30 protein-coding genes, 1 pseudogene and 1 riboswitch are annotated in these 26,761 nt (G+C 58.8%); of the genes and pseudogenes, 15 read left to right on the forward strand and 16 right to left on the reverse strand.

The window, feature by feature from the left end:
• The 3 genes from CFB10_RS01115 (at nucleotide 1) to CFB10_RS01125 (ending at nucleotide 3,145) form a co-directional block, all read left to right on the forward strand.
• Entirely contained in the window at nucleotides 1–1,671 is a 1,671-nt protein-coding gene (locus CFB10_RS01115) for a nitrite/sulfite reductase (protein WP_020012471.1), read from the forward strand.
• Between the two features lie 10 nt (nucleotides 1,672–1,681).
• A complete protein-coding gene (locus CFB10_RS01120) occupies nucleotides 1,682–2,188 on the forward strand; it encodes a DUF934 domain-containing protein (protein ID WP_026364093.1) in 507 nt (168 codons plus the stop codon).
• 144 nt (nucleotides 2,189–2,332) lie between these two features.
• Entirely contained in the window at nucleotides 2,333–3,145 is an 813-nt protein-coding gene (locus CFB10_RS01125) for a ferredoxin--NADP reductase (RefSeq protein ID WP_020012473.1), read from the forward strand.
• A 69-nt stretch (nucleotides 3,146–3,214) separates the two neighbouring features.
• Here CFB10_RS01125 and CFB10_RS01130 read toward each other — a convergent pair whose 3' ends face one another.
• Nucleotides 3,215–4,555 (reverse strand): MFS transporter, encoded by a 1,341-nt coding sequence (locus CFB10_RS01130; RefSeq protein WP_020012474.1) that lies wholly within the window; start codon nucleotides 4,553–4,555, stop codon nucleotides 3,215–3,217.
• 133 nt (nucleotides 4,556–4,688) lie between these two features.
• Here CFB10_RS01130 and CFB10_RS01135 point away from each other — a divergent pair, with 133 nt between their 5' ends.
• The gene (locus tag CFB10_RS01135) at nucleotides 4,689–5,192 is read left to right on the forward strand and encodes a hypothetical protein (protein ID WP_020012475.1); all 504 of its coding nucleotides are present in this window, start codon (nucleotides 4,689–4,691) and stop codon (nucleotides 5,190–5,192) included.
• Between the two features lie 44 nt (nucleotides 5,193–5,236).
• On the opposite strand, the gene CFB10_RS01140 is transcribed toward CFB10_RS01135, so the two are convergent.
• The 8 genes and pseudogenes from CFB10_RS01140 to CFB10_RS01175 form a co-directional block, all read right to left on the reverse strand.
• A complete protein-coding gene (locus CFB10_RS01140) occupies nucleotides 5,237–6,040 on the reverse strand; it encodes an endonuclease/exonuclease/phosphatase family protein (protein WP_020012476.1) in 804 nt (267 codons plus the stop codon).
• 157 nt (nucleotides 6,041–6,197) lie between these two features.
• The gene (locus tag CFB10_RS01145; protein WP_020012477.1) at nucleotides 6,198–6,755 is read right to left on the reverse strand and encodes a fasciclin domain-containing protein; all 558 of its coding nucleotides are present in this window, start codon (nucleotides 6,753–6,755) and stop codon (nucleotides 6,198–6,200) included.
• Nucleotides 6,756–6,920: 165 nt separating this feature from the next.
• Nucleotides 6,921–7,637, reverse strand: a complete 717-nt coding sequence (locus tag CFB10_RS01150) for an anti-sigma factor domain-containing protein (RefSeq protein ID WP_020012478.1) — start codon at nucleotides 7,635–7,637, stop codon at nucleotides 6,921–6,923.
• Nucleotides 7,634–8,088: pseudogene (locus CFB10_RS01155) on the reverse strand (sigma-70 family RNA polymerase sigma factor). Before CFB10_RS01155 ends, CFB10_RS01150 begins: the two are co-directional and overlap by 4 nt.
• Before the next feature lie 140 nt (nucleotides 8,089–8,228).
• Entirely contained in the window at nucleotides 8,229–11,093 is a 2,865-nt protein-coding gene (gcvP, locus tag CFB10_RS01160) for an aminomethyl-transferring glycine dehydrogenase (protein ID WP_020012479.1), read from the reverse strand.
• The gene (gcvH, locus tag CFB10_RS01165) at nucleotides 11,093–11,455 is read right to left on the reverse strand and encodes a glycine cleavage system protein GcvH (RefSeq protein WP_003502678.1); all 363 of its coding nucleotides are present in this window, start codon (nucleotides 11,453–11,455) and stop codon (nucleotides 11,093–11,095) included. Before gcvH ends, gcvP begins: the two co-directional genes overlap by 1 nt.
• Before the next feature lie 28 nt (nucleotides 11,456–11,483).
• Nucleotides 11,484–12,623 (reverse strand): glycine cleavage system aminomethyltransferase GcvT, encoded by a 1,140-nt coding sequence (gcvT, locus tag CFB10_RS01170; protein WP_020012480.1) that lies wholly within the window; start codon nucleotides 12,621–12,623, stop codon nucleotides 11,484–11,486.
• Nucleotides 12,624–12,773: 150 nt separating this feature from the next.
• Nucleotides 12,774–12,861, reverse strand: a riboswitch (glycine riboswitch).
• Between the two features lie 217 nt (nucleotides 12,862–13,078).
• Nucleotides 13,079–13,264, reverse strand: coding sequence for a DUF3008 family protein (locus CFB10_RS01175; RefSeq protein WP_020012481.1), 186 nt, complete (start codon nucleotides 13,262–13,264; stop codon nucleotides 13,079–13,081).
• Nucleotides 13,265–13,429: 165 nt separating this feature from the next.
• Here CFB10_RS01175 and CFB10_RS01180 point away from each other — a divergent pair, with 165 nt between their 5' ends.
• On the forward strand, nucleotides 13,430–13,819 hold the full coding sequence (locus tag CFB10_RS01180) for a hypothetical protein (protein WP_020012482.1): 390 nt from the start codon (nucleotides 13,430–13,432) through the stop codon (nucleotides 13,817–13,819).
• 86 nt (nucleotides 13,820–13,905) lie between these two features.
• Nucleotides 13,906–14,880, forward strand: a complete 975-nt coding sequence (locus CFB10_RS01185) for a copper chaperone PCu(A)C (RefSeq protein WP_020012483.1) — start codon at nucleotides 13,906–13,908, stop codon at nucleotides 14,878–14,880.
• 223 nt (nucleotides 14,881–15,103) lie between these two features.
• On the opposite strand, the gene CFB10_RS01190 is transcribed toward CFB10_RS01185, so the two are convergent.
• Complete coding sequence (locus CFB10_RS01190) at nucleotides 15,104–15,424, reverse strand: hypothetical protein (protein WP_020012484.1); 321 nt, start codon at nucleotides 15,422–15,424, stop codon at nucleotides 15,104–15,106.
• 201 nt (nucleotides 15,425–15,625) lie between these two features.
• On the opposite strand from CFB10_RS01190, the gene crcB reads away from it, so the two are divergent.
• The 6 genes from crcB to CFB10_RS01220 all read left to right on the forward strand — a co-directional run bounded on the left by crcB (nucleotide 15,626) and on the right by CFB10_RS01220 (nucleotide 19,696).
• Nucleotides 15,626–16,003, forward strand: a complete 378-nt coding sequence (gene crcB, locus CFB10_RS01195; protein ID WP_020012485.1) for a fluoride efflux transporter CrcB — start codon at nucleotides 15,626–15,628, stop codon at nucleotides 16,001–16,003.
• A 65-nt stretch (nucleotides 16,004–16,068) separates the two neighbouring features.
• A complete protein-coding gene (locus CFB10_RS01200) occupies nucleotides 16,069–17,058 on the forward strand; it encodes an RluA family pseudouridine synthase (protein WP_020012486.1) in 990 nt (329 codons plus the stop codon).
• Between the two features lie 5 nt (nucleotides 17,059–17,063).
• Nucleotides 17,064–17,729, forward strand: coding sequence for an HAD family hydrolase (locus CFB10_RS01205; protein ID WP_020012487.1), 666 nt, complete (start codon nucleotides 17,064–17,066; stop codon nucleotides 17,727–17,729).
• A gap of 29 nt (nucleotides 17,730–17,758) precedes the next feature.
• The gene (locus CFB10_RS01210; RefSeq protein WP_020012488.1) at nucleotides 17,759–18,553 is read left to right on the forward strand and encodes an ATP12 family chaperone protein; all 795 of its coding nucleotides are present in this window, start codon (nucleotides 17,759–17,761) and stop codon (nucleotides 18,551–18,553) included.
• A gap of 60 nt (nucleotides 18,554–18,613) precedes the next feature.
• Nucleotides 18,614–19,102, forward strand: coding sequence for a hypothetical protein (locus CFB10_RS01215; RefSeq protein ID WP_020012489.1), 489 nt, complete (start codon nucleotides 18,614–18,616; stop codon nucleotides 19,100–19,102).
• A gap of 204 nt (nucleotides 19,103–19,306) precedes the next feature.
• A complete protein-coding gene (locus CFB10_RS01220) occupies nucleotides 19,307–19,696 on the forward strand; it encodes a RidA family protein (RefSeq protein ID WP_003502695.1) in 390 nt (129 codons plus the stop codon).
• A gap of 60 nt (nucleotides 19,697–19,756) precedes the next feature.
• On the opposite strand, the gene fghA is transcribed toward CFB10_RS01220, so the two are convergent.
• From fghA to CFB10_RS01235, 3 genes are read right to left on the reverse strand one after another with little or no spacing between them, the layout of a single operon-like run.
• The gene (gene fghA, locus CFB10_RS01225) at nucleotides 19,757–20,590 is read right to left on the reverse strand and encodes an S-formylglutathione hydrolase (RefSeq protein WP_020012491.1); all 834 of its coding nucleotides are present in this window, start codon (nucleotides 20,588–20,590) and stop codon (nucleotides 19,757–19,759) included.
• Between the two features lie 27 nt (nucleotides 20,591–20,617).
• The gene (locus CFB10_RS01230) at nucleotides 20,618–21,277 is read right to left on the reverse strand and encodes a DUF1345 domain-containing protein (protein ID WP_026364094.1); all 660 of its coding nucleotides are present in this window, start codon (nucleotides 21,275–21,277) and stop codon (nucleotides 20,618–20,620) included.
• 25 nt (nucleotides 21,278–21,302) lie between these two features.
• Nucleotides 21,303–21,758, reverse strand: a complete 456-nt coding sequence (locus tag CFB10_RS01235) for a YaiI/YqxD family protein (protein ID WP_003502698.1) — start codon at nucleotides 21,756–21,758, stop codon at nucleotides 21,303–21,305.
• Nucleotides 21,759–21,922: 164 nt separating this feature from the next.
• On the opposite strand from CFB10_RS01235, the gene CFB10_RS01240 reads away from it, so the two are divergent.
• A complete protein-coding gene (locus CFB10_RS01240) occupies nucleotides 21,923–22,375 on the forward strand; it encodes a DUF5680 domain-containing protein (protein ID WP_020012493.1) in 453 nt (150 codons plus the stop codon).
• Between the two features lie 220 nt (nucleotides 22,376–22,595).
• Nucleotides 22,596–23,210 (forward strand): hypothetical protein, encoded by a 615-nt coding sequence (locus CFB10_RS01245; protein ID WP_020012494.1) that lies wholly within the window; start codon nucleotides 22,596–22,598, stop codon nucleotides 23,208–23,210.
• Between the two features lie 67 nt (nucleotides 23,211–23,277).
• On the opposite strand, the gene CFB10_RS01250 is transcribed toward CFB10_RS01245, so the two are convergent.
• Nucleotides 23,278–23,934 (reverse strand): peroxiredoxin, encoded by a 657-nt coding sequence (locus CFB10_RS01250; RefSeq protein ID WP_003496073.1) that lies wholly within the window; start codon nucleotides 23,932–23,934, stop codon nucleotides 23,278–23,280.
• Nucleotides 23,935–24,295: 361 nt separating this feature from the next.
• Here CFB10_RS01250 and CFB10_RS01255 point away from each other — a divergent pair, with 361 nt between their 5' ends.
• Complete coding sequence (locus CFB10_RS01255; RefSeq protein WP_020012495.1) at nucleotides 24,296–24,946, forward strand: glutathione S-transferase family protein; 651 nt, start codon at nucleotides 24,296–24,298, stop codon at nucleotides 24,944–24,946.
• A gap of 121 nt (nucleotides 24,947–25,067) precedes the next feature.
• On the opposite strand, the gene CFB10_RS01260 is transcribed toward CFB10_RS01255, so the two are convergent.
• Entirely contained in the window at nucleotides 25,068–25,715 is a 648-nt protein-coding gene (locus CFB10_RS01260) for a DUF1062 domain-containing protein (RefSeq protein ID WP_020012496.1), read from the reverse strand.
• Between the two features lie 401 nt (nucleotides 25,716–26,116).
• Nucleotides 26,117–26,761: a cytochrome b gene (locus CFB10_RS01265; protein WP_026364095.1), complete on the reverse strand. Its 645-nt coding sequence runs from the start codon at nucleotides 26,759–26,761 to the stop codon at nucleotides 26,117–26,119.

Raw genomic sequence — 26,761 nt, forward strand, 5'->3', positions numbered from 1 at the left:
ATGTACCGTTACGACGAATTCGATCACGCATTTGTTGAAGGCCGCGTGGCACAGTTTCGCGATCAGGTCGAGCGCCGGCTGTCCGGTGAGCTTGCCGAGGACGCGTTCAAGCCGCTGCGCCTGATGAACGGCGTCTATCTCCAGCTCCATGCCTATATGCTGCGCGTCGCCATTCCCTACGGTACGCTGAATTCCAAGCAGATGAGGATGCTGGCCCATATCGCCCGCAAATATGACCGGGGTTACGGCCACTTCACCACCCGCCAGAACATCCAGTACAACTGGCCACGCCTTTCCGACACGCCGGATATCCTGTCCGAACTTGCGAGCGTGGAAATGCACGCATTGCAGACGTCCGGCAACTGCATTCGCAATGTGACCGCCGACCATTTCGCCGGCGCTGCCGCTGACGAAGTCGCCGATCCGCGCCCCTATGCGGAAATCCTGCGTCAATGGTCTTCCGTGCATCCGGAATTCTCGTTCCTGCCGCGCAAGTTCAAGATTGCGGTCACGGGCGCCGAGCGCGACCGCGCCGCCATTCAGGTTCACGATATCGGTCTGCACCTGAAGAAGAACGACAGGGGTGAGATCGGTTTTGCCGTTTATGTCGGTGGCGGGCAGGGCCGCACGCCGATGATCGCCAAGAAAATACGTGACTTCCTGCCGGAAGAAGATCTCCTGTCTTACACGACCGCGATCATGCGCGTTTATAACCTGCACGGCCGCCGTGACAACAAATACAAGGCGCGTATCAAGATCCTCGTACACGAAACCGGTGCGGAAGAACTGGCCCGCCAGGTCGAGGTGGAATTCGCGGAACTGAAAAACACCGAATTGAAGCTTCCGGATGCGGATATCGCGGCCATCACCGCCTATTTCGCGCCGCCCGCATTAAAGGACCGCCCTGAAGGCTGGGAAAGTCTGGCGCGCTGGAAGCGGGCGGATGAGGGTTTTGCCCGTTTCGTCGAGCAGAACGTCGCGCCGCACAAGCATCCCGATTACGGCATGGTGACGATCTCGCTGAAGCCGATCGGCGGTATTCCCGGCGATGCGACCGACGAGCAGATGGAACTCGTCGCCGACATTGCTGCGGAATATGCCTTCGATGAAATCCGCATCAGCCACGAGCAGAACATCATCCTGCCGCATGTGGCGCTGGCTGATCTTGAGCCCGTCTATCGCGCGCTGGTGGGTGCGGGACTGGCAACCGCCAATGCCGGGTTGATTACCGATATCATTGCCTGTCCCGGGCTGGACTATTGCGCGCTCGCCAATGCGCGCTCCATTCCGCTGGCGCAGGAAATCTCCACCCGTTTCGGCGCGCATGAGCGTCAGTTGGAAATCGGTGAGCTGAAGATCAAGATTTCCGGCTGCATCAATGCCTGCGGCCATCACCATGTCGGCCATATCGGCCTTCTGGGCGTGGAAAAGAAGGGTGCCGAACTCTACCAGATCACGCTTGGCGGATCGGGCGATGAAAACACCTCGATCGGCGAGATCATCGGCCGTGGTTTTGAGCCGGAAAAGGTGACAGACGCGGTGGAAACCATCGTCGACACCTATCTGGGCTTGCGCCTTTCGAAGGAGGAAAACTTCCTCGAAGCCTATCGCCGCGTCGGACCGCAGCCATTCAAGGATGCGCTCTACGGTTCCGCCGCTGAAGCCGCCTGAGGAGATTGCCATGACGAAAATCTGGAACCGCGACGGCTTCGTGGAAAACGATCCCTGGGTGATTGAAACCGAGGAAGTGAAGGCAACGGCCGAGCAAAAGCCGCTACTGCCGCTTGCCGATTTCCTTGTGCGTGCCGCTGAAAGCAACGATATCGGCCTCGGCGTTCTCATCGCCCCGGCTGACGATGTCCTCAGGCTCGAACCCTATCTCGACCGTATCGACCTCGTCGCCGTCAGCTTTCCTGCATTCAATGACGGTCGTGGTTTCAGCCACGCTTCGCTGCTGCGCAGCCGTCTAAATTTTGCGGGCGAGGTGAGGGCGGTTGGCGATGTGCTGATCGACCAGGTGCCGCTGATGCTGCGCACCGGCTTTACCAGCTTTGCGGTGACGAACGACACGGCGATCCGTCGTCTGTCCGAAAATCGCCTTCCGGAGATCCCGGTCTATTACCAGCCGACGGCTCGGCCGGCGAGTGGTGGCGAGGCCTATAGCTGGCGTCGCCGTGCGGCCCAATGACACGTTGCGTGGAAATATGAGTTTAGGATACATATTTTCCGCGCATGGCAGTATTGACATTCTCATGCCTTCAAACCGGAGCAAAAATGGTATAATTGCCCGGACGGAGAATGTCGCTTATCGAATGAACGGACGGAACCTGAAATGAACGCGCCAGCCAAGACGGAAGATTTCGCGATCAAGATACCTGATGGTGTTTACGCCGAGACGGTTTTGTCGGTGGAGCATTATACGGATCACCTGTTCCGTTTCCGCATGACGCGTCCGGCCGGCTTCCGTTTCCGCTCTGGCGAATTCGCGATGATCGGGCTGATGGTCGGCGAAAAGCCGATCTACCGCGCCTATTCCATCGCCAGCCCCGCCTGGGATGAGGAACTGGAGTTTTTCTCGATAAAGGTTCCCGATGGCCCGCTGACCTCGCATCTGCAGGCGATCAAGCCCGGCGATACCGTGCTGATGCGCAAGAAGCCGACAGGCACGCTGGTTCTGGATGCGCTGACACCGGGCAGACGGCTCTACATGTTCTCGACCGGCACCGGCATTGCGCCTTTCGCGAGCCTGATCCGCGACCCGGAGACCTATGAGAAGTTCGAAGAGGTCATCCTCACCCATACCTGCCGCGATGTGGCCGAACTGAAATACGGTTTCGATCTGGTCGAGGAAATCAGGAACCATGAATTCCTGAGCGAAATCGTCGGCGACAAGCTCAAGCATTACGCGACCGTCACCCGCGAGGATTACCCCTTCAAGGGCCGTATCACCACGCTGATCGAGAACGGCAAGCTGTTTACGGATCTTGGTGTTCCCGCACTCGATCCCGAAATCGATCGCGGCATGATCTGCGGATCCTCGGCGATGTTGAAGGACACCAAGGAACTGCTTGAAAAGGCCGGCCTTACTGAAGGCGCCAACAACAAGCCTGCCGAGTTCGTCATCGAGCGCGCTTTCGTTGGCTGATTGCATTAAGAAACTATGAGATTTCCGGAGGCCGTCAGGCCTCCTTTTTATTTGTCGACCTCAGTTCTGCTATTGAGAAACTGCGTCGTCATTCTGTTTCGGCGCTATCTCGTTGCGATAGATAAGAAAAAGCCCGATGGCGATAGCGGCAACGCCGCCGCCGACGAGATGCGACAGCGAATAACCGCCCTTCGTCACCAGCCAGCCTGCAACGACATTGCTGAATGATGCGCCGATGCCCTGAACCATCATGACGCTGGCAAGGCCGACATTAAAACGGCCGGTGCCCTTTAAAATCCTCTCCACCGCAACGGGGGTGACGATGCCGAGCAGGCCGGCGCCAACGCCGTCAAGAAACTGCACCGGGAAGATGACCCAGAAATCCGTAAAGGCTGAGGCAAGAAGACCTCGTATGGGCAGGGCGACCAGTGCGACGATAAACACGGTCGAGAGACCGAAACGGCGTATCAGCCATGGGGCCATTGCGGCGACGAAGATCATCGCGAATTGCGCGACGCCGGTAATGATCGCGGTAGTGCGGAAGGGCGTCTGCAATTCGATGGCGAAATCCTGCGCGATCAACCGGCCCATCGGCGCGTTGCCGAAGTGGAAGATAAGCATAATGATGGCGAGAAAGATCAGCCCGCGCTCCTGCAGCAGCACCTTGATGCCGGATGGACCGGGTTCCCCCTTGTCTTCGGCAAGGCCGCGGGCGACCTTGTGGTCGATTCGATCAGGGTCGATGGCCGCCGTCGCGACCAATGCGCCTGCGGCAGTCAGCAGCATGAGGCCGATGATGCCGTTCATGCCAAAGAAGGTGACCACCACATAGGTCGCGAAAAGCGAGGCGAAATTGCCGCCATGGTTCCAGAATTCATTGCGCGAGATCTGATGGGAGAACAGGCGCTCACCGACCAGGCCGAGTGTGAGGCCGGAAAGCGCAGGTCCGACCACTGCGCCGACAACCGCCGTCATGATCTGACCGGTCCAGACGATCCATGCATCCGGAAAGATCAGCGTGATCAGCGCGCCGATGGTCACGAGGACGACGGGAATGGCAATCAGCGTCCTCTTCCACGTGGTACCATCCACCAGCGCGCCGCATAGCGGTGTGGCAAGCAGACCGACTAGGCCTCCGACCGTGGCGATCATGCCTAGTGAAAGCGAAGACCAGCCCTGCGTCGCCAAAAATGCATCCAGAAACGGCCCAAGGCCGTCGCGGGCATCGGCGAGAAAAAAATTCAGCGCTGCAAGAGCAAAAAGCGTGCGGTCTGAAATGCCACCGCTGCGGGGCAGACCACCGGAAGGAAGGCTGCCGCGCGGTGCCGAAATGCCGATAGTCGTCATGAAATATGCTCCGAAAAATATGCAAGAGCTGATCGGAAATTGATCGAGGCTGGCGAGAAACATCTGTGCCCGCATTTGGTTGCATTGACACGACAGAAACATAAGTCCTTCGATATTTTGCCCTTTGCAGAATAGGCCGGAGGAACGTTTCGCGGTGCAAGCGAGTTAGTCTTCGAGGAAAAAACGGATACTCGCCATGAAGACCAAGGCTCTCGCAATTTTATTTTCCGCCGGATTGCTCGGCGCACAGCCCGCGCATGCCGATGAACGCGAATTCCTCTCGTCGCTGAAAGGCACATGGGCGGGCAAGGGAACCGTGATTACCCGCATCGGCACGCCGCCAATCAACGTGAACTGCACGCTGAATTCCAATGCGGAGGCATCGTCGCTCAACATGTCCGGCACTTGCCGGGGACTTCTCGTCGTAAGGCGCGCAATCGCCGCCGATCTCTCGGCGAAGGGTGGCCGCTATAGCGGCGCCTATACCGGTCCTTCCGGTCGCCCGTCTGCGCTTTCGGGCACAAGGCAGGGAAATGCGATCAACCTAACGGTTCGCTGGAACCGCGATATCAACGGTGACCGCATCGCCGCCATGACCATCGAGAAGGTTGGCGCCAATGGCCTGCGCCTGCGCACCACCGACAAGGATGGCCGGACCGGCAAGACGGTGGTGACGAGTGATATACGGCTGGTGCGCTGACGCAGCAGGCCGTGAAAAATGACGGATGATGTTGCTAGGTGTCTTCAGCTGAATTCGAGCAGCAAAGGGCAGTGGTCCGAGACCTCCGGCTGCCTCACCACATCGAAGTGATCGACCTTCACCACCGGATTGACCAGCATGTAGTCGGCATAACGGTTGTCTTTGGCATAATGCAAGGTCCGGGTATCGGTAAAGCCGCGTGTCGTGACGAGCTCGACGAGATTGAGTTCCTTCAGCACGGTGAAGGTTTCACTGTCAGGCAGGACATTAAAATCACCGCAGACGATGATCCGGTCGCCATCTTCAGCAATGTTTTTGACAAGTTGCACAAGGCGTTTTGCCTGCGCCAGGCGGGCAGGGATATCGTGTTTGCCATTGGGATCGCGCAGCCCGTGCATATGGGCAATAACGGCCGGCTGACCGGTCGTGAAGTCGAAGACCCTGATGGCGTGACCCGTGCGCGAGCGCGGGTGATCTCCATATCCGTCCGCAGAGAAGCTGCCGTGTACGAACCCTTGCGCCTGCGCAACGATGGCGATGGACTTGCGCACAAAGGTCGCCAGCCCCCATTGGGAAGAATATCGTGTCTCGCTGTGCCAGAGATCGCCCTGCGCCGCCGGGCAGAAGATCGCCAGATGATCCGGCAAGGCCCCGGCGATATCGTGGAAGAAGTTCGCCCTCTGCGGCAGGTCGATGCCATGATCGCGGTAGCTCAGCCAGTCCTGCCTGGCAGTCGGCGTGTGCACCACCTCTTGCAGGCACAGAATATCTGGATCGGATGAGGCGATATAGGGAACAAGCTCGTCATGAAGCTTTCCACCCCAACCATTCAGGCAAATCAGACGCATTTACACTCCATCCCCGCTTGATTGCACATCCGGTTTATCATGGAACGCGAGACGATCAATCGTGTGTGGCGAGGTCGTTAAATCTTGGCGCTGCAACGGAAAAGGCCCGGAGCGATCCGGGCCTCTGTATGTGCCAGTCGTCTGCCGTTTCGCTATATTACATCTTCGGCAGCAGCACCTTGTCTATGACGTGAATGACGCCGTTGGATTGCTTGACGTCCGCGATGGTGACGTGCGCAACCGTGCCGTTCTCATCCGTCAGGGTAATTTTGCCCATGCTTTCCTTGGCTTTGAGCACACAGCCGCCGACGGTCTTCACATCATGCTCGCCTTTGTCGTCCTTGATCATTTTTTCGATGGCGGGTGACAGTGCGTTGGCGGCAACCACGTGGCAGGTCAGCACTTTGACCAGCTTTTCCTTGTTCTCCGGCTTCAGAAGATCATCGACCGCACCCTTCGGAAGGGCCGCAAAAGCTTCGTTGGTCGGTGCGAACACCGTGAACGGACCTTTGCCTTGAAGCGTTTCGACAAGACCGGCGGCCTTCACCGCTGCGACGAGCGTGGTGTGGTCTTTCGAGTTCATCGCATTTTCAACGATGTTCTTGTTCTCGAACATCGCGGCGCCGCCAACCTTGGGGTTTGCGGCATAAGCGGAAACCATGCCGATGGAAAGAGCTGCGGCCAGCGTCATGGCGCGAACAGAAACTTTGTACATTGTTATTCCTCCTTGGTGACATCCTCGCCCCGAAAGGTAGTCCTTCCAGTGGCCGCTATCGGTCATTCGTAGCAACACAAGAGACGGAGGTTGGCCCCGCGAAGTTTCAGGCAAGCCAAGAAAAATGATAAATAGCTGATTTTAAAAAGGATTAACTGCGGCCTGTTACAGGCGACGCGCAGTACCCGAAGCCACGATCGGGCCGGTGGGAAGGCCGGTGGGCGAACCACCGAACGGTTCAAGGCTGACGGCGAATACCGAACCTTCGCCGAGACTACCCTGTATCTCGGGCGAAATGACCATGTCGGCATCAACGGCCGCATTGATGATGCCGAGCGATTTCGGATTGCCTGCCGGCGGCACCAGCCACAGTTCGAGCGACCGGCGTTCACCGCCATCTGCTGCAACGGGCGTGATCTTCAGGCGTCCGCTCGACGCGTCGTAAGACGCCGCGAGATCGATCACGTTGCCGGGGGCTGTGAGGTTGGCAACGAGCAGCGCCGCCTGCCTGCCAGCAGGCGGAAGCAGACCTGATACAAAGGCTATCGCGACGACAGCCGCAAGCGACGAGACAAGCGATACGCCGCGCCAGAAGACAAGCGACTGCCAGAGCGAACCGGCGGCATTATCGGGGCGGTCGGCGAACAGGCGCTGTTCGATGCGGTTGAACACCGAGGCATCGGGGGCAATCTCGCCATAGGCATCGTTGAACGTCACGGTGTCGCTCTGCCAGCGCTCCACATGGCGCTGAAAGTCGGCGTCATCAGCCATGCGCTTTTCGACCATCCGGCGCTTTTCCAGCGAAAGAAGGCCAAGCACGTATTCAGCCGCCAGGACTTCATCCTGCGGACTGATGCCATGACTATGTGCGCCCGATGTCATCGTTCCATGCACTCTCTCAGTTTCAGCAGGCTGCGGCGAAGCCATGTCCGCACCGTATTGAGCGGCGCGTTCATCTCTTCCGCCAGTTCCGCATAACTCAAACCCTCCACATAGGCTCGCCGCACGGCAGCAGACTGATCCGGCCGCAGTTCCTCCATGCATCTATCAATCCGCCGGCCTTCATCGCGCATCACGATTTGCATTTCCGGGTCGGGGGATCGATTGGTCTTCAAGGTCCAGCACGGTATCGATGTCGTCGCTCACGGGCTTTCGCGCCCGGATGAGGTCGATAGATTTCCTGTAGCGCCTCTTCCGCATCCGTCCGGTCTTTCAAGATACGGATGCAGATCGCAAAAAGTTTCGGGCGGGTTGCCTGATAAAGTGCGGAAAATGCAGAGCGGTCTTCGAGCGCAACGCGCCCGATCAGGACATCAATCTGGTCGTCTTGCATCCTCGCACTTGTTGGACAAGCAGGATCGAAAAAACAAAGGCCCTTGCAGCGAGAAAGCCCGGTTAGGCCGCACTGCGATTTCTTCATGAAAAAAGGCCCGGATTGCTCCGGGCCTTCGTATGTTGGTTTGTACTGATGCCTTATTCAGCCGCTTCGGCGTAAGCCTCCATCGGCGGGCAGGTGCAGATGAGGTTGCGGTCGCCATAGACATTGTCGATGCGGTTGACCGGCGACCAATATTTGTCGATGCGGAAGGCGCCGGGCGGGAAGCAGCCCTTTTCACGGCTATAGGGACGATCCCACTCGCCGACGAGGTCTTCCACCGTATGCGGCGCGTTCTTCAGCGGATTGTTGGTCTTGTCCGCACGGCCTTCCTCGATGTCGCGGGCTTCCTCGCGGATCGCCAGCATGGCATCGCAGAAACGGTCGATTTCCGCCTTGGTCTCGGATTCCGTCGGCTCGATCATCAGCGTGCCGGCAACCGGCCAGCTCATGGTCGGCGCATGGAAACCGCAGTCGATGAGGCGCTTTGCAACATCGTCCACCGTCACGCCGCAGCTATCCGCCAAGGGCCGGGTGTCGATGATGCACTCATGCGCCACACGTCCCGTTTCGGACTTGTAGAGCACATCGTAAGCGCCCTTCAGCCGTTCGGCGATATAGTTGGCGTTGAGGATCGCCACCTTGGTCGCCTGCGTCAGCCCTTCGCCGCCCATCATCAGGCAATAGCTCCAGGAGATCGGCAGGATCGAGGGCGAGCCGAAGGGGGCAGCTGAAACCGCGCCCTCGCGACCGTCCGTCGTCGGATGGCCAGGAAGGTAGGGCGCAAGATGCGCCTTGACGCCAATCGGCCCCATGCCCGGACCGCCGCCGCCATGCGGAATGCAGAAGGTCTTGTGCAGGTTGAGGTGCGAAACATCAGAACCAATATCGCCGGGACGGGCAAGGCCGACCATGGCGTTCATGTTGGCGCCGTCGAGATAGACCTGACCGCCATGCTTGTGGGTGATCTCGCAGATCTCGCGAACCGTCTCCTCGAACACGCCGTGGGTGGACGGATAGGTGATCATGCAGCACGAGAGGTTTTCCGCATACTGCTCTGCTTTTGCACGGAAATCATCGATGTCGATGTCACCATTGTCCCGCACCTTCACCGGCACGACTTTCATGCCGACCATCTGCGCGGAGGCGGGATTGGTGCCATGCGCGGAGGTCGGAATGAGGCAGACATCGCGATGGGTGCCGCCATTGGCGAGGTGGTAGTTGCGGATGGTCAGAAGCCCCGCATATTCCCCCTGCGCGCCGGAATTCGGCTGCATGGAGAAGGCGTCGTAACCGGTGACCGAGCACAGCTTTTCCGAGAGATCGTCGATCATTTCCTTGTAGCCGAGCGCCTGATTGGCCGGTGCGAAGGGGTGGATGTCGGAAAATTCCGGCCAGGTGATCGGCAGCATCTCCGCCGTCGCATTCAGTTTCATGGTGCAGGAACCGAGCGGGATCATCGAGCGGTCGAGCGCCAGATCACGGTCCGAAAGACGGCGGATGTAACGGGTCATCTCGCTTTCGGCACGGTTCATGTGGAAGATCGGATGCGTCATGTACTGGCTGGTGCGCAGCAGTTCCTTCGGCAGGCGATATTCCGGCTCGAAATCCGAGATCGAGAAATTGCCGCCGAATGCGCGCCAGACGGCCTCAAGCGTCGCCGGGCGGGTGCGCTCGTCAAGGCTCATGCCGATCTTGGTCGCACCCACCTTGCGCAGGTTCACGCCTTCCGCAACGGCCGAGCGCAGGATGACGCCCTGCATGTGACCGACTTCGACGGTGATCGTGTCGAAGAAGGTTTCCGGCTCTATGGTGTAGCCGAGCTTTTCCAGACCCTTGGCCATCAGCACGGCCTTCTGGTGGGTCTGCTGGGCAATCGCCTTGATGCCCTGCGGGCCGTGGAAGACGCCGTACATGGAAGCCATGACGGCCAGCAGCACCTGCGCCGTGCAGATGTTGGAAGTGGCCTTTTCGCGGCGGATATGCTGCTCGCGGGTCTGCAGCGACAGGCGATAGGCGCGGTTGCCGCGCGCATCGACCGAGACGCCGACCAGACGGCCCGGCATGGAGCGCTTATGCGCATCCTTGACGGACATATAGGCCGCATGCGGGCCGCCGTAACCGACCGGAACGCCAAAACGCTGAGAGGTGCCGATGGCGATATCCGCACCCATTTCGCCCGGAGACTTCAACAGCGTCAGCGCCAGAAGATCGGCGGCGACGGCGGCGATGGCGCCGGTCTGGTGCAGGCGGGAAATCAGGCCGGAGAAGTCGCTGACATGACCGTGCGTTCCCGGATACTGGAAGATCGCGCCGAACACGTCGACCGGATCGAGATCGGTAAAGGGATTGCCGACGATCACCTTCCAGCCGAGCGGGGCAGCACGGGTCTCGATCAGCGCAATGGTCTGCGGATGGCAATTGGCATCGACAAAGAAGGCGGTCGCCTTGGATTTGGCGACGCGCTGGCACATGGCCATTGCTTCGGCAGCGGCCGTCGCTTCATCGAGCAGCGATGCGTTGGCGACATCAAGGCCGGTCAGGTCGCAGACCATGGTCTGGTAGTTCAACAGCGCTTCAAGGCGGCCTTGGCTGATTTCCGGCTGGTAGGGCGTATAGGCCGTATACCAGGCCGGATTTTCCAGAATATTGCGCTGGATGACCGGCGGCGTGATCGTGCCGTAATAACCCTGACCGATCAGCGACGTCAGCACCTGGTTCTTGTTGGCCGTTTCGCGCAGGCGATCGAGCGCCTCGCGTTCGGTCAGCGCAGCGCCCCAGGTCAGCGGCGCCTTCTGGCGAATGGAGGAGGGAACGGTGGCGTCGATGAGCGCGTCGAGGCTTTTGTAGCCAACGACCTTCAGCATGTCAGCCATTTCCGACGGCGACGGCCCGATGTGACGCCGGTTGGCGAAATCATAGGGCTGATAGTCGGTGAAATGGAATTCTGTGGGCGTCGTCATTACGCGATCAGCTCCTTGTAGGCTGCCTCGTCGAGCAGCGTATCGGCATCCGCGGCGTTGGAAAGCTTCAGCTTGAAGAACCAGCCGGCGCCCTGCGGATCGGAATTGACCAGCGAGGGGTCGTCAACGATGGCCTGGTTGATTTCCACCACTTCGCCATCCAGCGGACAATAGACATCGGAAGCCGCCTTGACGGATTCAACGGTCGCCGCGTCACCATCCTTGGAGAAGGTGGCGCCCACTTCCGGCAATTCGACAAAAACGAGGTCGCCAAGCTGTTCAGCGGCGTGGCTGGTGATGCCAACGGTGGCGATATCGCCTTCGAACTTCAGCCATTCGTGTTCTGCGGTAAATTTCAGCATCGTATTCTCTCCGGAGATGGGATGAAGATTATCGTTTGTAGGTGGGCTTGATGAAGGGCAGGGCAGCGACGGTGACGGGCAGGTATTTGCCGCGCACTTCCGCAAAGATCGCCGTGCCGGGAGCCGTGTAGGCCGTTGGCACGTAACCCATGGCGACGGGACCTTCGACCGATGGGCCGAAGCCGCCGGAAGTCACTTCGCCGATTTCCGTCTTGCCCTCGGCATCCGCGAAAAGCTTGGAATGGCCGCGCACCGGTGCCTTGCCCTCGGGCTTCAGGCCGACGCGACGGCGCGATGTGCCGTCTTTCAGCTCGCCGAGAATGCGTTTCGCACCCGGAAAACCGCCTTCGCGATCACCACCGGCGCGGCGCGCCTTCTGGATCGCCCATTCGAGCGAAGCTTCGATGGGGGAGGTCGTGGTGTCGATATCATTGCCATAAAGACAAAGGCCAGCTTCCAGACGCAGGCTGTCGCGCGCGCCAAGCCCGATCGGCTCGCAATCGGGATGTTCGAGCAGGGCATTGGCGATCTCTTCCGCCTTTGCCGCAGGCACGGAAATTTCAAAACCGTCCTCACCGGAATAACCGGAGCGGGAAACGATGCAGGGAACATCGTGCAGCGGAACTTCCAGCACGTCCATGAACTTCATTTCAGACACGCCGGCCCACAGTTCGGCCAGAACCGCTTCCGCGCGTGGTCCCTGAAGCGCGATCAGCGCCCGATCATCGAGAAGGGTAATCTCACAGTCGCCGGAAAGATGCGCCTTCATATGGGCGACATCGGCGTCCTTGCAGGCCGCGTTGACGACGACGAAAAGATGATCGCCGCGATTGGTGATCATCAGGTCGTCGAGAATACCACCGTTTTCATCGGTGAAGAAACCATAACGCTGGCGGCCTTCCTTCAGGCCGAGAATATCCACCGGCACCAGCTTTTCCAGCGCAAGCGCGGCATCGGCATTGTTGCCGGATTTCGCCTTCACGATCACCTGGCCCATGTGGGATACGTCGAACAGGCCGGCGGAGGTACGGGTCTGAAGATGCTCCTTCAGAACGCCGGCCGGATATTGCACCGGCATATCGTAACCGGCGAATGGCACCATGCGGGCGCCAAGCGAAATATGCAGGGAATTGAGCGGCGTGATTTGAAGCTCGGCGTTATCGTCCAAGGACGCCTCCAGGGTTGCGCGAATGATCGCGCGGGCTCAGGTCGTGGCGCGAAAGCACCGGTTCAAGAGCCCCCTCTGTCCTTGTCGCCTGAGATTGTTATCCCTTCGGCGAGCCGTCCTGTTTAAAGGTGGCTTCTCTCCAGAGTTTCGTCTTCACCGCTGGTCCTTTTGCCTGAGAGTTTCCGGGGCGGTTGCTCCTTCGGCACCGCATTGAAGCGGTTTCTCCCAACGATGATGCGACGCTCATTATCTTCGAAGGCCCGCTATTGGCAAGGACCAAATGACGCATCTGAACAGATTCTTGCTCCATCTGCGCCATCAACATCTATCCTGTCCGGTATAACGGTTTTAAGACCGCGTTTCGTACTCGTCGGAGTAATCCGGTCGATGCGGCTCGCATGGGCGCGACGAGGCTTTTTCAGCGCACGGCTTCAGGCTGGCTGGAAGGGGCGGCGCTAATCGGATTTTTTCTCCGGCAGGCCTTTGCGTTTCGTCGAGGCGAAATCCTCAAGTTCCTTTTCTGTCATGGATTTCTCCATGCTTTTTGAAGCACCTTGTAAACTGGATTTCTTCGTCTCACCCCGTTTGGCGGCGAGTGCGGCGCCGGCGGCTTTCTGCTGGGCTTTCGATTTGGCTGGCATGTCGGATCTCCCTTCAAACGGTGGTTCCGACGGGAAAATGCCGCCTTGCGGCGATTGTTCCCTTGCAACTGTTAAGCCTGCGGCAAAATTCCCCTTTGAAATCGGCAGGAAAGCGGGATATCGCATGGGATTATGGATGCAAATCGAAAACGACGGCTGACAGGGATGGAGAAGGTGCTTCGCATTTTCTGCGCGACCCTGATGTTGTCGCTCGGTTTTGCCCACAAGCCAGCACTTGCCGTTGCCCCGGCGGTTGTCCTCGACGAGAGCTACCGGCTTCCGGATGGCACCTTTGCCGAAATCTGCCTTGGCCACGCCGGCGGTTTGAATGCCTCCCACACCAAGGACAGCCCGGCCCATTCGGGTGACGCGATCCTCTTCTGCGAGGCCTGCCTGCTGGCATCGTCCATTCTTCTGCCGATGCCCGATACGGAAGGCTGGCTGAAGACCGAGTTTGCCTGGCTCGACAATCGCCTCTCTGCGGAATGGAGCTTCCGCTCTGTCCTGACGATCCAGAAACCCGCCGCACGCGGCCCGCCACCCCATTCCGCCTGATTTTTCGCTTTACGGGATCATCGCCGTCTTTGGCGGCACGGAGCGGCTGCGCAGACCCAGTGGGTAGCAGTCGCAGGGATAAGCAAATGAAAACCACCAAGATCATCACCTGCGGCCTTTTCGTCGCCTCGGTTTCGACTGCACAGGCTTTTGCCCATGCCACATTCGTTGAGGGTTCGGCCGAACAGGACAGTACCGTCGTTGCCGCCCTTCAGGTGCCGCATGGCTGTGACGGCGGGCTCGCCACCACCGAAGTCCAGATCAAGCTGCCGGAAGGCTTCATCTCCGCCAAGCCGCAGCCCAAGGCCGGCTGGGAGCTGGAGATCATCAAGGGCGACTACCAGAAGGCCTATAAGAACCACGGCAAGGAGATCAAAAGCGGCCCGATCGAAATCCGCTGGAAGGGCGGCAACCTGCCGGATGAGTTTTACGATACCTTCGCGGTGCAGGGTAAGATTTCCGGCATCGAAGCAGGGCAGGACCTGCCTTTCAAGGTGACGCAGCTTTGCGGTGACAAGGGCAAGGTATCCTGGGATGAGGTCGCGGCGGCCGGCGTCGATCCCCATTCCCTGAAAAGCCCGGCGCCGACCATCAAGGTTGCTGCCAAGGCGCATGCAGGCAGCCATGACCATGCCGGCATGAGCATGGATATGGATGTCGTGAAGGCCGGCAGCCTCGAAGTGTCTGGCGGCGCCACCAAGGCCATGTTGCCGGGCCAGCCCGTGGGCGGCGGCTATGTGTCGATCAAGAATACCGGCGATAGCGACGACAAGCTGGTTGGCGTTGAATCCTCGGCTGCGGGTCGCGCCGAAATCCATGAGATGGCCATGGTCAACGAGGTCATGAAAATGCGCAAGCTGGATGACGGCATCGTCATTCCCGCCGGCCAGACAGTGGAGCTGAAGCCCGGCGGCCTGCACATGATGTTCTTTGACGTAAAGAAGCCCTTTGCCGAAGGCGACAAGGTGCCGGTGACGCTGATCTTCGAAAAGGCCGGCAAGGTCGAGATCGTGCTCTCCACTGGCGCAGCCAAGGGCGGCAGCGACCACAAGCATAATTGACCAATGAAAAGCGGCTACCGGAACGCGTGACAGGTCCGGTAGCCGCAAGATTTTTCATATATTGTATTGTTCTTCAGCGCCGTGATGGAAAAAAGGAGAGGGTGTCCGCCATCGCGATTTTCCGGAACTCGGTCGAAAATATCTAGAAAATCAAGCTGACATCAAGCTGAACACGAATGTCCGTTCGACGTGGTCAAGAGACCGAGAAACCAAATTAAGATACCTATATATCGGTATGATCTAACACGTCATTTCTGGGTTTTTGTGTGCTGTTGTTTTCTTCGTAAGCCTCGACAGCCTGCTCCAGCGTCGCCTGCGGCTCGTGGCGCTGGCTGGCAACGGTCAGGAAATAGAGCGTCAGGGCGGGTGGCTTGATCACCGTCATCATGCCACGCAGCTGGAAGTCATCCCCACCTTCGGCCTTGCGCGCCAATTCGTGAATGGCCTCTTCCACTTCGCTTTTGCGCGGAACGCGCTGCGCTGGCTTTACGGCTTCCAGCGCATAGGCTGCTGTATTCGCGGAAACAGAAAGAACCTGTGTCATCCAACCCCCGGCAATTCTCGCCGACCCTTAAAAAGCCGAGATTAGCAGCCGCATCTTGTTGGAAGGCTAAATCGCGACGCTGCAATTTAATCGTATTTTAATGGACGAAGACGCCTGCCAAAGGGCTTTCACCCGCTGTGCCCTTGGTCTAGAAATGCGTCGGACTGCACAGGTCCGGCAATTTCCGGAGATACCATTCCCATGATCAATATCGCTCTTGTCGCGACAGGCGGCGCCATCGGTTCCGTGTTCCGTTATCTGGTCGGAGTCTTGAGCGTGCGGCTGGCCGGACCCAATTTCCCCTGGGGAACGCTCGCAGTCAATGTGGCCGGGTCTTTCCTCATCGGCCTGCTGGTCGAGCTTGTAGCGCGGCGGCTGAACGCCTCAATGGAAATGCGCCTGTTTCTCGTCACCGGCGTGCTCGGCGGGTTCACGACATTTTCTTCCTTCTCGCTCGATACGGTGGCGCTTTTCGAACGCGGTGCGCTCGGCCTTTCGGCCGTTTACGTCCTTGCAAGTCTTGTGGTTTCCATTGCTGCGGTTTTCGCCGGGCTGGCCTTGGGCCGCAACTTGTTCTAAAGGCTTGATCCAAACGGCGCGCCGAACAGCGGGCGCGCGATCAAGACAGAGAGACTGGAAATTTCATGGCAGGTATCGAGCATATCAAGGTCGGGGCCGACGAGGCCGGTATGCGCCTCGATCGCTGGTTCAAGATTCACTATCCGGGACTTGGTTTCGGGCAATTGCAGAAGCTGTTGCGATCCGGACAGGTGCGCGTGGATGGCGGCCGGGTGAAGACGGATGCGCGGGTGCAGCCGGGACAGATGGTGCGCGTGCCGCCGGTCGATTCCGACCTCAAGGTCAAAAGCGGACCGATCGGATCAAGGGATCTCAAACATTCGGAAGACGCGGAACTTCTGGCGCGCATGCTCTTGCATGAAGACGACAAGGTTTTCGTTTTCAACAAGCCGGCCGGCATTGCCGTTCAGGGCGGTTCCGGCGTCAACCGCCATATCGACGGGCTTCTGGAAGCCTGGACCAGCCCGAAGGGCGAAAAGCCGCGTCTGGTACACCGTCTCGACCGCGATACCTCTGGCGTGCTGGTGGTTGCCCGCACCCGCGGTGCTGCGCAGAAGCTGACGGCCGCCTTCCGTGAGCGCGACACCAAGAAGACCTATTGGGCGCTGGTCAAGGGCGTGCCGCGCAAGCACCAGGACAAGATTTCCACCTGGCTGGTCAAGGAACAGACCATGGATGGCGACCGTATGCGTATCGCCAAGCATGGCGAGGAGGGGGCCGATCACGCCATTTCCTATTACCGTGTCATCGATACCGCCGCGCAGAACCTCGCCTGGCTGGAGATGGAACCCTATACCGGCCGCACCCATCAGCTCCGCGTTCACGCGCTGCATATGGGCCACCCGATCATCGGTGATCCCAAATATTATATCGACGATCCGAACTGGGATTTCCCAGGCGGCATCCAGAAGCGCCTGCATCTGCATGCGCGCCATATCGACATTCCGCATCCGAATGGGGGCCGGCTTCGGGTCAGCGCACCTTTGCCGCCGCATATGGTGCAGACCTGGAACCTGCTCGGCCTCGACGTGGCCGATGGCGACAGGGAAGACTGAAAGCTATGAAGCTCGTTCTTTTCGATTGCGACGGCACATTGGTGGACAGCGCCGGCCTGATCCATGCGGTCATGGTCGAAACCTTTGCCGATTTTGGCAAGCCGCGGCCTGATATCTCACAGACCAAGGCAATCATCGGGCTGACGCTGGATATCGCCATCGCCCGCATGCTCGGCAAGGCGCATGTGGATGAGGAGGCGCAGGCGATGACGCAGCGTTACAGGGAAGTTTATCATCCCCTGCGCGAGCGTCCCGAAATGACGACGCCGCTTTTCGACGGTATCGCGCCGCTGATCGACACGCTGTCGAAACGGGACGACGTGCTGATCGGCGCGGTGACCGGCAAGGGAAGGCGCGGGCTCACCCATATTCTCGAAACCCACGGCTTTGCCGAACACTTCATCGTTTCGCGCACGGCGGATGATTGCCCGTCAAAGCCGCATCCGGCCATGGTGATGGAATGTTGCCATGATACCGGCATGGTTCCGGCCGATACTATCGTGATCGGCGATGCGATCTATGACATGCAGATGGCCAAGGCTGCCGGCGCAAAAGCGATTGGCGTCGCCTGGGGGTATGCCTCCGTCGATGAACTCTGGACGGCGGGCGCAGATGCAGTTGTCAGCCATCCGCGTGAAATTCCGGCCTATGTTCCGGCCGATAATCTCTAACCTTTCTATCCGACTGATGAGGACGTGCCATGCGTGATCTCCTGAACGACCTTTCGGAGGGCCTGAGCCACCCCGACCCGATCCTGCGCGCGCAAATCCAGATGCAGAAACCTTTGCCGAAGCGTTTCTACAAGGATGTCACCGTCGGAGAGACGCAGGAGGGCGGCTTTACCATCCTTCTCGATGGCAAGCCGCTGCGCACGCCCGCCAAGAAGCCGCTGACCGTCCCGTCTCGAGCGCTGGCAGAACTGCTTCGCGATGAGTGGGATGCCCAGAAAGAGGTGGTGAACCCGGTGGTCATGCCGGTATCGCGCCATGTGAACACCGCCATCGATGGCGTCGCCAACGACACCCAGGCGGTTTTTGAGGATATCCTCCGGTTTTCCTCTTCCGATCTCCTTTGCTATCGCGCCGGTGACCCGGAAGCGCTGGTTGCGCGGCAGACGGACCATTGGGATCCGGTGCTGGACTGGGCGGCCAATGTGCTCGGCGCGCGCTTCATTCTCGTTGAAGGCGTGATGCATCAAGACCAGCCGCGCGAAGCCATCGCGGCTTTTGCGGTAACGCTGAAGAAATATGACACACCGATTGCGCTTGCCGCTCTTCACACCATGACGTCGCTGACCGGCTCCGCCATTCTGGCGCTTGCGCTGGCGGAAGGTCAGTTGACGCTGGAAGAAACATGGGCCCTTGCCCATCTCGATGAGGACTGGACCGCCGAGCAATGGGGGGAGGACGAGGAGGCGCTGGAGCGCCGCGCGGTCAGGCTCGTCGACATGCGCGCAGCACTCAATGTTCTGGGCGCCCTGAAGAGCGCTTCTTAACGCTTTTCTAACCCTGATGGCCGAATATGCGGTTACCTCACGTTAGGGGAGCCGCTGATCATGATCACCACGCTGAAACGCCTTGGCATTCTTGTGCTGGCGTGTTTCACGCTCATGTCTTTCAGGCTGGAACCGGAAGCGACCAATACCGACCGGCTGCTTTACGATGTGCGCGGCGCATTCGTCGCCGCCCGCCCGGATGTCGCTCCGGCGCTGATGCAATCCATTCATGCGCAGGTGCAGAATGCGATCAAGACCACGGCGCGTGGAGAGACCCGCCCGCGTGTGGTGCTGACCATCCGTCTCGCATCCGTTACACGCGGCCCCTTCCTGTTCGGGGAACGGGCGTCGGCCAAGGTCATCGTCCGCGCTGCCGCCGTGGCGACAGGAGAAGTGATCGCCGAAGCCAAATTCACCGCCACCGTCGTCAGCTTCGACAATCAGTCTATCGAGCAGGAACTCGCCTATGGCGTCGCAGAGCGCGTGATCCGCGAATTCAGGCTCAACCGATCCGGCCCGACGACGCTTGCGACGGCGCTCTTCCCGTAGCGTCCGTGGAAGCGGCGGCACAATCACGATGTGTGATTTCTCAGCGTCGCGCCACCATTGCTTTGATATGATCCACTCACATACATCGCGTATATTTGTTTGACATGCGCAGTGTACGTTCCTATCTCGCATACGCAACGTATGTAAACTGGACGCTGACGCCATAGAGCGCGGCATCGTCAATCAGCTGAAAGAGAGATGGAAATGAGTAAACGCGAAGCAATTTTCCCCGCCCACAGGCACGCGCTTTACGAGGAGCATGGCTACTCTGCTGCCATCAAATCCGGTGATCTCCTATTCGTTTCGGGTCAGGTGGGCAGCCGTGCCGATGGAACGCCTGAACCCGATTTTGAACGGCAGGTCCGGCTGGCCTTCGAAAATCTCAAGGCAACGCTTGAGGCGGCGGGCTGCACTTTCGACGACATTGTGGATATCACGACGTTCCACACGGATCCGGAAAACCAGTTCGGAACGATCATGACCGTCAAGCAGGAGATTTTCAGCCAAAAGCCTTACCCGAACTGGACCGCCGTCGGCGTCAACTGGCTCGCGGGCTTCGATTTCGAGATCAAGGTCATTGCCCGTATCCCGTAATATCAGATTAAATCTGAAACGGCGGCGCTCACAGGGCGCCGCCGGCTTGCTTCTGCGCCCTTATCCAAGCCGCTCGGCATGCCATTTCAGATGGTCATCCATGAAGGTGGAAATGAAGTAATAGGAGTGGTCGTAGCGGTCATGCATGCGCAACGTCAGGCCGATATCCGTGCCCTTGATCGCCTCTTCGAAGAGCCAGGGGCGCAGGCCTTTTTCAAGAAAACTGTCGGCCTTGCCCTGGTCGATCAGGAATTCGGGAAAACGCGCGCCATCCTCGACCAGTGCACAGGCGTCGTATTGACGCCATGCGGCCTTGTCCGCACCGAGATATTTTTCCAGCGCCGGCTCTGACCAGTCGGCTGACGAGGGAGCCACGATCGGTGCAAAGGCCGAGCAGCTTTTGAAACGGCTGGGATTCTTGAGCGCCATGGTCATCGCGCCATGTCCGCCCATTGAATGGCCAAAAATACTCTGGCGGCTCATATCCGCACGGAAATGCTGGCCGATGAGGGCGGGCAATTCTTCCGTGACATAGCTGTACATCTGGTAGTGCTCGGACCAGGGTTCCTGTGTGGCGTCAAGATAAAATCCGGCGCCCTTGCCCATCTGCCAGTTGGTCAGTTCGTCTGGCACGTCATTGCCGCGCGGGCTGGTGTCCGGGCAGACGATGATGAGCCCGAGTTCGGCGGCCATGCGGCGATATTCGCCTTTTTCCATGACGTTGGCATGGGTGCAGGTGAGACCGGAAAGATACCACAGGACGGGGCAGGGCTCGTGGATCGCCTTCGGCGGCACGTAAACCGCAAAGGTCATCTCACATTTCAGGGTTTCCGACACGTGCGAAAATACGCCCTGCATACCGCCAAAGGCCGTATTCTGCGAGATGATGTTCATGAAGACATTCCTTGTGAAAATTCCGGTTCAGCCCGCAAGCGAGACTGCGGCATTGACCGCCGCCGCCACCAGAACCGTGTTGAAGAAGAAAGAAACGATCGAGTGCAGCAGCGTGACCTTCCGCATGGCAGTTGTGGTTATTCCCACATCCGATGTCTGCGCCGTCATGCCGATCACCACGGCGAAGTAGAGAAAGTCGTAACCGCAGGGTTCCTTGGTCGCCGGAAAATCCATGCCGCCGCGATGCTGCCGCTTGCCGTCCACCGTGGCAGGCCGCCAGTAAAGATGGGCGTAGTGCAGGGCTGTCATGGTGTGGATGGTCAGCCAGCCGAAGATCACCGAGGCAAAGGCGATGAGCAGCGTCCAGACCGTCTCGCCCGTGTGGTTGAGCGCCTGGAACAGCGACACCACGGCGACAGCGACGGCTAGCAGCGTGACGGCGATGATGGCGACCGCGGGCAGATCGTCGCTATCGGCATGCGCCTTCAGATGCTGCGCCGTCAGGCCCGACAGGCGAAAGCCAATCAATGTGAGATAGGTCAGGAAGAACAGAACGGCGGCGATCTCGATCGCCAGCGGCGGCGCCAGAACCAGAGCCAGCCCAAGGCCCATGGCGCCGACAAGAAAAGCAATGACGAAAGGTTGATGGCGGCGATAGCTGCTGCTTTTCATATTGGCCGGGGTCATGGGCGGCACCTTTCTGTTGGCACCGTCACTTTTTGACACGACGGCAGAAACGGTCAAGCGTCTCCAGAAAGGCGGAGCGATCGCGCGGTGAAAAAGCCGCGTTATATCCCTTGCTTTCACCGGTTTCACGCAGATGTGCACCGAGGTCGCGCATCGCCGTCGCCATCCCGATATTCGACTGGTCAAAAACGCGCCCCGTCGGCCCGGTGACCAGCGCACCCTTGGCGACACAGCGGCCAGCAAGCGGCACATCGGCGGTGATGACGATATCGTTTTCGCCGGCGTGATCGGCGATCCAGTCGTCCGCAGCGTCGAAGCCGGCGGAAACAATGACGTTTTTCACCATGGGATCGCGCGACGGGCGCAGACCGGAATTGGCAACAAAGGTCACTTCCAGCCCATGCCGTTCCGCCACCTTGAGAATTTCCGGCTTCACGGGGCAGGCATCGGCATCGACATAGATTTGCGGGTTTTGCGGCATGGACACTCTTTTCGGATATTTCCTGCCACGCTTCTAAGCGCAAACGCCACGATTACCAAGCCCACGATGGCTGAAATAAGGGCTCGATACCGGGCGCGGATAGTACTTGCGACGATCATGAAAACGACTTATGTTCACTTTATGTTCTTATTTCGAGGGGTGTCATGCTGGAAGAGTTCATCGTGCAGGCCAAGTCCGCCACGTATGTTGGCGGCGGTAACAAATCCCCGACGCCCACGCGCAAGGGATCGCACGATCTCGGCTATCAGAACGGCGACTGGCACTATATCGACAGCTATTTCGGGGGAACTGATTTCATCGGTCAGGAGGTCGTCTGGCATCAGGGGACGGCCCTCTGGGCGATGAGTTATTACGGCCGTATCCTCCGGCCCGACATGATCGACGGTGCGACAGCCGGAATGGTCATTCAGCGGTCGCTTTCCACGCTCTATCGGCAGGGCCGCTTTCTCGGCGGCTTTACCCACCCGGTGGAAAATCTGGTCTATGTCGATACGAATGCGGGTGAGTTCCAGTCCTTCACTGGCGTCGAGCGCATTTACCGGGGACATGTCGAGACGTACCGGCTTGACTATCATGGTGGGATCATAAAGCCATAGAGCGCAAGAAATGCCATGGACGGGAATTTGCAATGGCAAATGGCGACGCTCAATTTTTCAAGGCGACACTCTATTTCGACAGCGAACCCGCGATCTCGGACTTAACCCTGACGGAAGCGTGGGGCGAGGAGGGATATGAATGCGAGCGGGTGGGCGAAAAAGGCGTTTTTGACGGACTGCGCGGTGCAACCAGGGTTTTGTCGGCACTCCCGAGCCGGTCGTGGCGACGCCGGTTGCGCCGGCCCAATATCCGGCAGTTGCGAAGGCGAGGGTCGACTGGTCAAAGACCTTTTGTATCGATGCGACAGCGGCATATGACGATTTTAGCCGTGCGACACACCGGTGCGAATTCAGATTTCTCATCCTGGCGGATGAAGATGATCCAGAAATCGCGCATAACGAGATCGCCTCGACCTTGCTCGGCATCCACCAGCTCGCCCCCATGCGGGCGGTTGCGTTGCACTATCTGGACATGATCGTCGGCCGCGCCAATCTCGATGACTATCTGAACTATGCAAACAGCCATCTGGATCAGCCGCAGCAAATGGCGACGATGCTGGCCTTCGGAGCCTTTGTGACGGAGGAGGGGGGAAAGATCAGGGCCTGGACAACGGGTCTGGAGCATTTCGGCCAGACAAATCTGCTTTTCGACAGCTCGTCGGGAGATGCGACGGAAGCGCTTCTTACGATATTCGGCCTCGGACATCTCGTCGTCAACGGACGACGCTTCGCCGCCGGTGAAGCCATAACATCGTTCGATCTTCTTGCGCGTTTCACCCCCGCCGAACTCGATGACCGGCCAATGCTGCTCGTCGCGAAGCAGGAAGCCGGCTAGGGCGCGCCGTCATACCCAGGAACGGATGGGGCGATGCGTTTTCACCGCCCCATCACAGGTTTCAAAATCAGCCGGGCTGCTTTGTCTTGCGCAGATAGGGAAGAACCGTGTCGTAGGAGCCGAAACGGGCTATTGCATCTTCGTTGGAGACGGCGGCGGTGATGATGACGTCCTCACCCTGCTTCCAGTTGGCAGGTGTCGCCACCTGGTGTTTGGAGGTGAGCTGAATGGAATCGATGGCGCGGAGAATTTCCTCGAAATTGCGGCCTGTGGTCATCGGGTAGGTGAGGACCAGCTTGATCTTCTTGTCGGGACCGATGACGAAGACGGAGCGCACGGTGGCGTTATCGGCAGGCGTGCGGCCCTCGGAACTTTCGCCGGCGCCGGCCGGCAGCATGTCGTAGAGCTTCGCGACCTTCAGGTCCTTGTCGCCGATCAGCGGATAATCAACGTTGAAACCGGTCGCCGTGCGAATATCATTCTTCCATTTTTCATGGCTTTCGACCGGATCGACCGAAATGCCGATGATCTTCACACCGCGTTTTTCGAATTCCGGCTGCAGGCCGCCCATCGCACCGAGTTCCGTCGTGCAGACGGGCGTGAAATTTTTCGGATGTGAAAACAGGACCGCCCAGCCGTCGCCGATCCAGTCGTGAAAGCTCACCGGACCATGGGTGGTCTCGGCGGTGAAGTCTGGTGCTATATCGTTGATACGCAGGCTCATCTGATGCTTTCTCCCTGATGATTTGACTGAAAATCTGATGGTTCTCGACAATTCGTGTCCGGCGCTGGAGCTTAGAGTTTTTGCATGAAATGGCCAGCCTTTTCATCCGGCCTCAGTGGCGTTTGCTTCAGCCCCACAGAGATTTGATAAACCTGATTTCCCTTGTTTGCCGCGCTTGCGCGATTTCCGCCCGGTTGATTGTTTCAGGGGGGAAAGGATTACTCCAAAGGCAATGCCAACATTGTTTTCACTCATCCCAACGCATATTGTGATCCAACGTCAGGCGGCGGCATTCGAGGGCGTTTCGGCACGAAATGACGAAGCACCAATCGTCTCCGGAAAAACGTGATGGAGAGCAGCAATGACAATCACCATTACCGCTTTTGAACGCTCGCCCGATGGCGGCAAGGGTCTCGCCCGCGATATGCGCGTCCGCTGGGCATTTGAAGAAGTGGGCCAGCCCTATGATGTCCGCCTTCTTTCCTTCAAGGCGATGCGGGAACCGGCGCACCTTGCGCTTCAACCCTTCGGGCAGATCCCGACCTATGAGGAGGGCGATCTCGTCCTGTTTGAGTCCGGTGCGATCGTGCTGCATATAGCCGAACGTCATGCCGGCCTTTTGCCAGAGGATGCGGATGCGCGGGCGCGGGCAATCATGTGGATGTTCGCCGCACTCAGCACCATGGAACCGCCCATCGTCGAGCATTTTGTCACTGGCTTTCTCGAAAGGGACAAGAGCTGGCACAGCGAGCGCCTGCAGATCGTCCATGACCGTATTCGCAAGCGGCTTGGCGAACTGTCCCACCGCCTCGGTGACGCCGACTGGCTCGACGGCGAATTCAGCGCCGGCGATCTGCTGATGGTGTCCGTCCTGCAAAGGATAAAAAGCTCAGGCATCCTCGATGAGTATGCGAACCTTTCGGCCTACGTCGCCCGAGGCGAAGCGCGCCCCGCCTATAAACGCGCCTTTGCCGACCAATTGGCGATTTTCAAGGCTGCGTCGAGCGGCTGAACGACGGCCGGCAAGACTGTCGCTGCGGGTTGCCAGCGGTTGTTCGATGCGCAGGACAAGCCGCTCTTGTTTGACGATGTCGCAGCGCGAGGACCTGAACCTTCAGACCCTCGCGTTACCTTTAGCAATCCGCCGTTGTGGGTTCCCACAATTGTTCCGGAGCGAAGCCGTCACAGCGCTCGATCACAATCCGCGCGCCGTTTTTAACGTGCCGCCGCCAAACATCGGAACGGTCGGACTGCGCCCGTATCATGCCGCCATCGTGAAGCTTCTGCAGCATCGACCGTGACAACCCCAGTTCGGACGCCAGCAGGCGATCAAGGCGTATGCCGCTCTGAAGCGGAACCGTGAGATCAATCTCGGCCATGGTCCAGTCGGGAGGTTCGTCCTTGATTTTTTTTTCGATATCGAACTCGGGAAACTCGTCGATACGTTGCGATTTGCGTCTCAGGGCTTCGAGGTTGAATGTTTCCGCCCTTATCCATTGCGGATCGTTGGACATCAGCGCTTCCATAACGGAAGGGCTGATGTCGCGGACATTCAGCCGCTCGAAAATCGGCCGGTTCCAGCTTTTGTCGCAGATCAGGCATTTATAGATGAGCCAGGCATCCAGTTTGCGGCCATTGGCATTAAGCCGGATCTTGCCGCTGGATTGAAACGCCCTCAGATGGCCGCATCCGCTGCATGCGAGCCATGGCTGGGGCGCCGTTCGTGGCGTGATGGTCCATTGGACCCGAAGTACATTGCACATATTGTCTTGGTCTTCCATTTGGAAGTCCACCAAGATGGTGCAGGAGAAAACCCTGACGGGAACGGCGTGGCGATGTTTCGGGTGGGTGAAGAGCTGAGACAGCAAAGCTGCGCAGGGCACATTTTAACAATGCCAGACCGGTCTCTTGCCACCACCCGATGAACGTGATCATACGCCGACAGCCTGTGGCTATCCGCAGTACGGGTGAAACTGGATTGAGACCGGTATTTACTTAGGCAAAGTCTACCTCGATGCGCCAATGCTCTTCGGCGGTAACGATAACAAATGATCGGTCAGAAATGGAAGCATGCGGCGCGCCCGGCCGCCGAAAGCCACTGCGATGTGACTTTTGCGCAACTTCGGGTAGCCTGCCCATTCCGCGGTTAAAACGATGTCACCGGATGGGCATGTTTGCGCCTCTATTTCCGGGAGGACACAGTTTTGCGGCTGTTATTCGCGGCTGCCGGAGACGGAAGCATACGCCGGAGGGTTGAATCTTTGCGGATAAAATGATGCCATAGCGCTGCCGTCACATGTAGAAATACGATGACTGCGGCGAGATAGGCGAGGGTGGCATGAACCCCTGTCCAGAACGCCTCCGCCTGATCGGAAATCGCCAGAGGCAACCCCGGCACGACCACGAGATCGAAGACGTAACTGGGGATTTGCAGGGGAGACGTCGAAGCGACGGCCCAGCCGGCGAGGGGAACGGCAAGGGTAAGGAACAGCAATGCGACATGAGCGGCGCGCGCCGCGAACCTTGAAACCGGGCCTTCGCCATCGACAGGCTGCGGCTTCCGGCTGAAAACCGACCATAGGAAACGCGGCGCGGCGAGGGCCAATACCAGAAACCCTATCGACTTGTGATATTGGAACAGGTCGAACTGAAGGACCGGATCGATATCGTTGCGGCTCATCACATATCCCAGCGCAAGCTGCGCGAGGAAAAGCAGCGCGATCGTCCAGTGGAACGCGATCGCCACCCATCCGAAAGATGTCGGCGAATTACGCCACAGCCGTTCACCCGCTGCTACACTATCGGAATGATCCTCGAAATATCTCAT

Source organism: Agrobacterium sp. 719_389, assembly GCF_900188475.1.
In the GTDB taxonomy this organism is placed as follows: Bacteria; Pseudomonadota; Alphaproteobacteria; order Rhizobiales; family Rhizobiaceae; genus Agrobacterium; species Agrobacterium radiobacter.

Bases quoted from the DNA above. Each gene is read 5' to 3' on its own strand.
- CFB10_RS01115 (WP_020012471.1), top strand. From the start codon at position 1: ATGTACCGTTACGACGAATTCGATCACGCATTTGTTGAAGGCCGCGTG.
- CFB10_RS01120 (WP_026364093.1), top strand. From the start codon at position 1,682: ATGACGAAAATCTGGAACCGCGACGGCTTCGTGGAAAACGATCCCTGG.
- CFB10_RS01125 (WP_020012473.1), top strand. From the start codon at position 2,333: ATGAACGCGCCAGCCAAGACGGAAGATTTCGCGATCAAGATACCTGAT.
- CFB10_RS01130 (WP_020012474.1), bottom strand. From the start codon at position 4,555: ATGTTTCTCGCCAGCCTCGATCAATTTCCGATCAGCTCTTGCATATTT.
- CFB10_RS01135 (WP_020012475.1), top strand. From the start codon at position 4,689: ATGAAGACCAAGGCTCTCGCAATTTTATTTTCCGCCGGATTGCTCGGC.
- CFB10_RS01140 (WP_020012476.1), bottom strand. From the start codon at position 6,040: ATGCGTCTGATTTGCCTGAATGGTTGGGGTGGAAAGCTTCATGACGAG.
- CFB10_RS01145 (WP_020012477.1), bottom strand. From the start codon at position 6,755: ATGTACAAAGTTTCTGTTCGCGCCATGACGCTGGCCGCAGCTCTTTCC.
- CFB10_RS01150 (WP_020012478.1), bottom strand. From the start codon at position 7,637: ATGACATCGGGCGCACATAGTCATGGCATCAGTCCGCAGGATGAAGTC.
- gcvP (WP_020012479.1), bottom strand. From the start codon at position 11,093: ATGACGACGCCCACAGAATTCCATTTCACCGACTATCAGCCCTATGAT.
- gcvH (WP_003502678.1), bottom strand. From the start codon at position 11,455: ATGCTGAAATTTACCGCAGAACACGAATGGCTGAAGTTCGAAGGCGAT.
- CFB10_RS01175 (WP_020012481.1), bottom strand. From the start codon at position 13,264: ATGCCAGCCAAATCGAAAGCCCAGCAGAAAGCCGCCGGCGCCGCACTC.
- CFB10_RS01180 (WP_020012482.1), top strand. From the start codon at position 13,430: ATGGAGAAGGTGCTTCGCATTTTCTGCGCGACCCTGATGTTGTCGCTC.
- CFB10_RS01185 (WP_020012483.1), top strand. From the start codon at position 13,906: ATGAAAACCACCAAGATCATCACCTGCGGCCTTTTCGTCGCCTCGGTT.
- CFB10_RS01190 (WP_020012484.1), bottom strand. From the start codon at position 15,424: ATGACACAGGTTCTTTCTGTTTCCGCGAATACAGCAGCCTATGCGCTG.
- crcB (WP_020012485.1), top strand. From the start codon at position 15,626: ATGATCAATATCGCTCTTGTCGCGACAGGCGGCGCCATCGGTTCCGTG.
- CFB10_RS01200 (WP_020012486.1), top strand. From the start codon at position 16,069: ATGGCAGGTATCGAGCATATCAAGGTCGGGGCCGACGAGGCCGGTATG.
- CFB10_RS01205 (WP_020012487.1), top strand. From the start codon at position 17,064: ATGAAGCTCGTTCTTTTCGATTGCGACGGCACATTGGTGGACAGCGCC.
- CFB10_RS01210 (WP_020012488.1), top strand. From the start codon at position 17,759: ATGCGTGATCTCCTGAACGACCTTTCGGAGGGCCTGAGCCACCCCGAC.
- CFB10_RS01215 (WP_020012489.1), top strand. From the start codon at position 18,614: ATGATCACCACGCTGAAACGCCTTGGCATTCTTGTGCTGGCGTGTTTC.
- CFB10_RS01220 (WP_003502695.1), top strand. From the start codon at position 19,307: ATGAGTAAACGCGAAGCAATTTTCCCCGCCCACAGGCACGCGCTTTAC.
- fghA (WP_020012491.1), bottom strand. From the start codon at position 20,590: ATGAACATCATCTCGCAGAATACGGCCTTTGGCGGTATGCAGGGCGTA.
- CFB10_RS01230 (WP_026364094.1), bottom strand. From the start codon at position 21,277: ATGACCCCGGCCAATATGAAAAGCAGCAGCTATCGCCGCCATCAACCT.
- CFB10_RS01235 (WP_003502698.1), bottom strand. From the start codon at position 21,758: ATGCCGCAAAACCCGCAAATCTATGTCGATGCCGATGCCTGCCCCGTG.
- CFB10_RS01240 (WP_020012493.1), top strand. From the start codon at position 21,923: ATGCTGGAAGAGTTCATCGTGCAGGCCAAGTCCGCCACGTATGTTGGC.
- CFB10_RS01250 (WP_003496073.1), bottom strand. From the start codon at position 23,934: ATGAGCCTGCGTATCAACGATATAGCACCAGACTTCACCGCCGAGACC.
- CFB10_RS01255 (WP_020012495.1), top strand. From the start codon at position 24,296: ATGACAATCACCATTACCGCTTTTGAACGCTCGCCCGATGGCGGCAAG.
- CFB10_RS01260 (WP_020012496.1), bottom strand. From the start codon at position 25,715: ATGGAAGACCAAGACAATATGTGCAATGTACTTCGGGTCCAATGGACC.
- CFB10_RS01265 (WP_026364095.1), bottom strand. From the start codon at position 26,761: ATGAGATATTTCGAGGATCATTCCGATAGTGTAGCAGCGGGTGAACGG.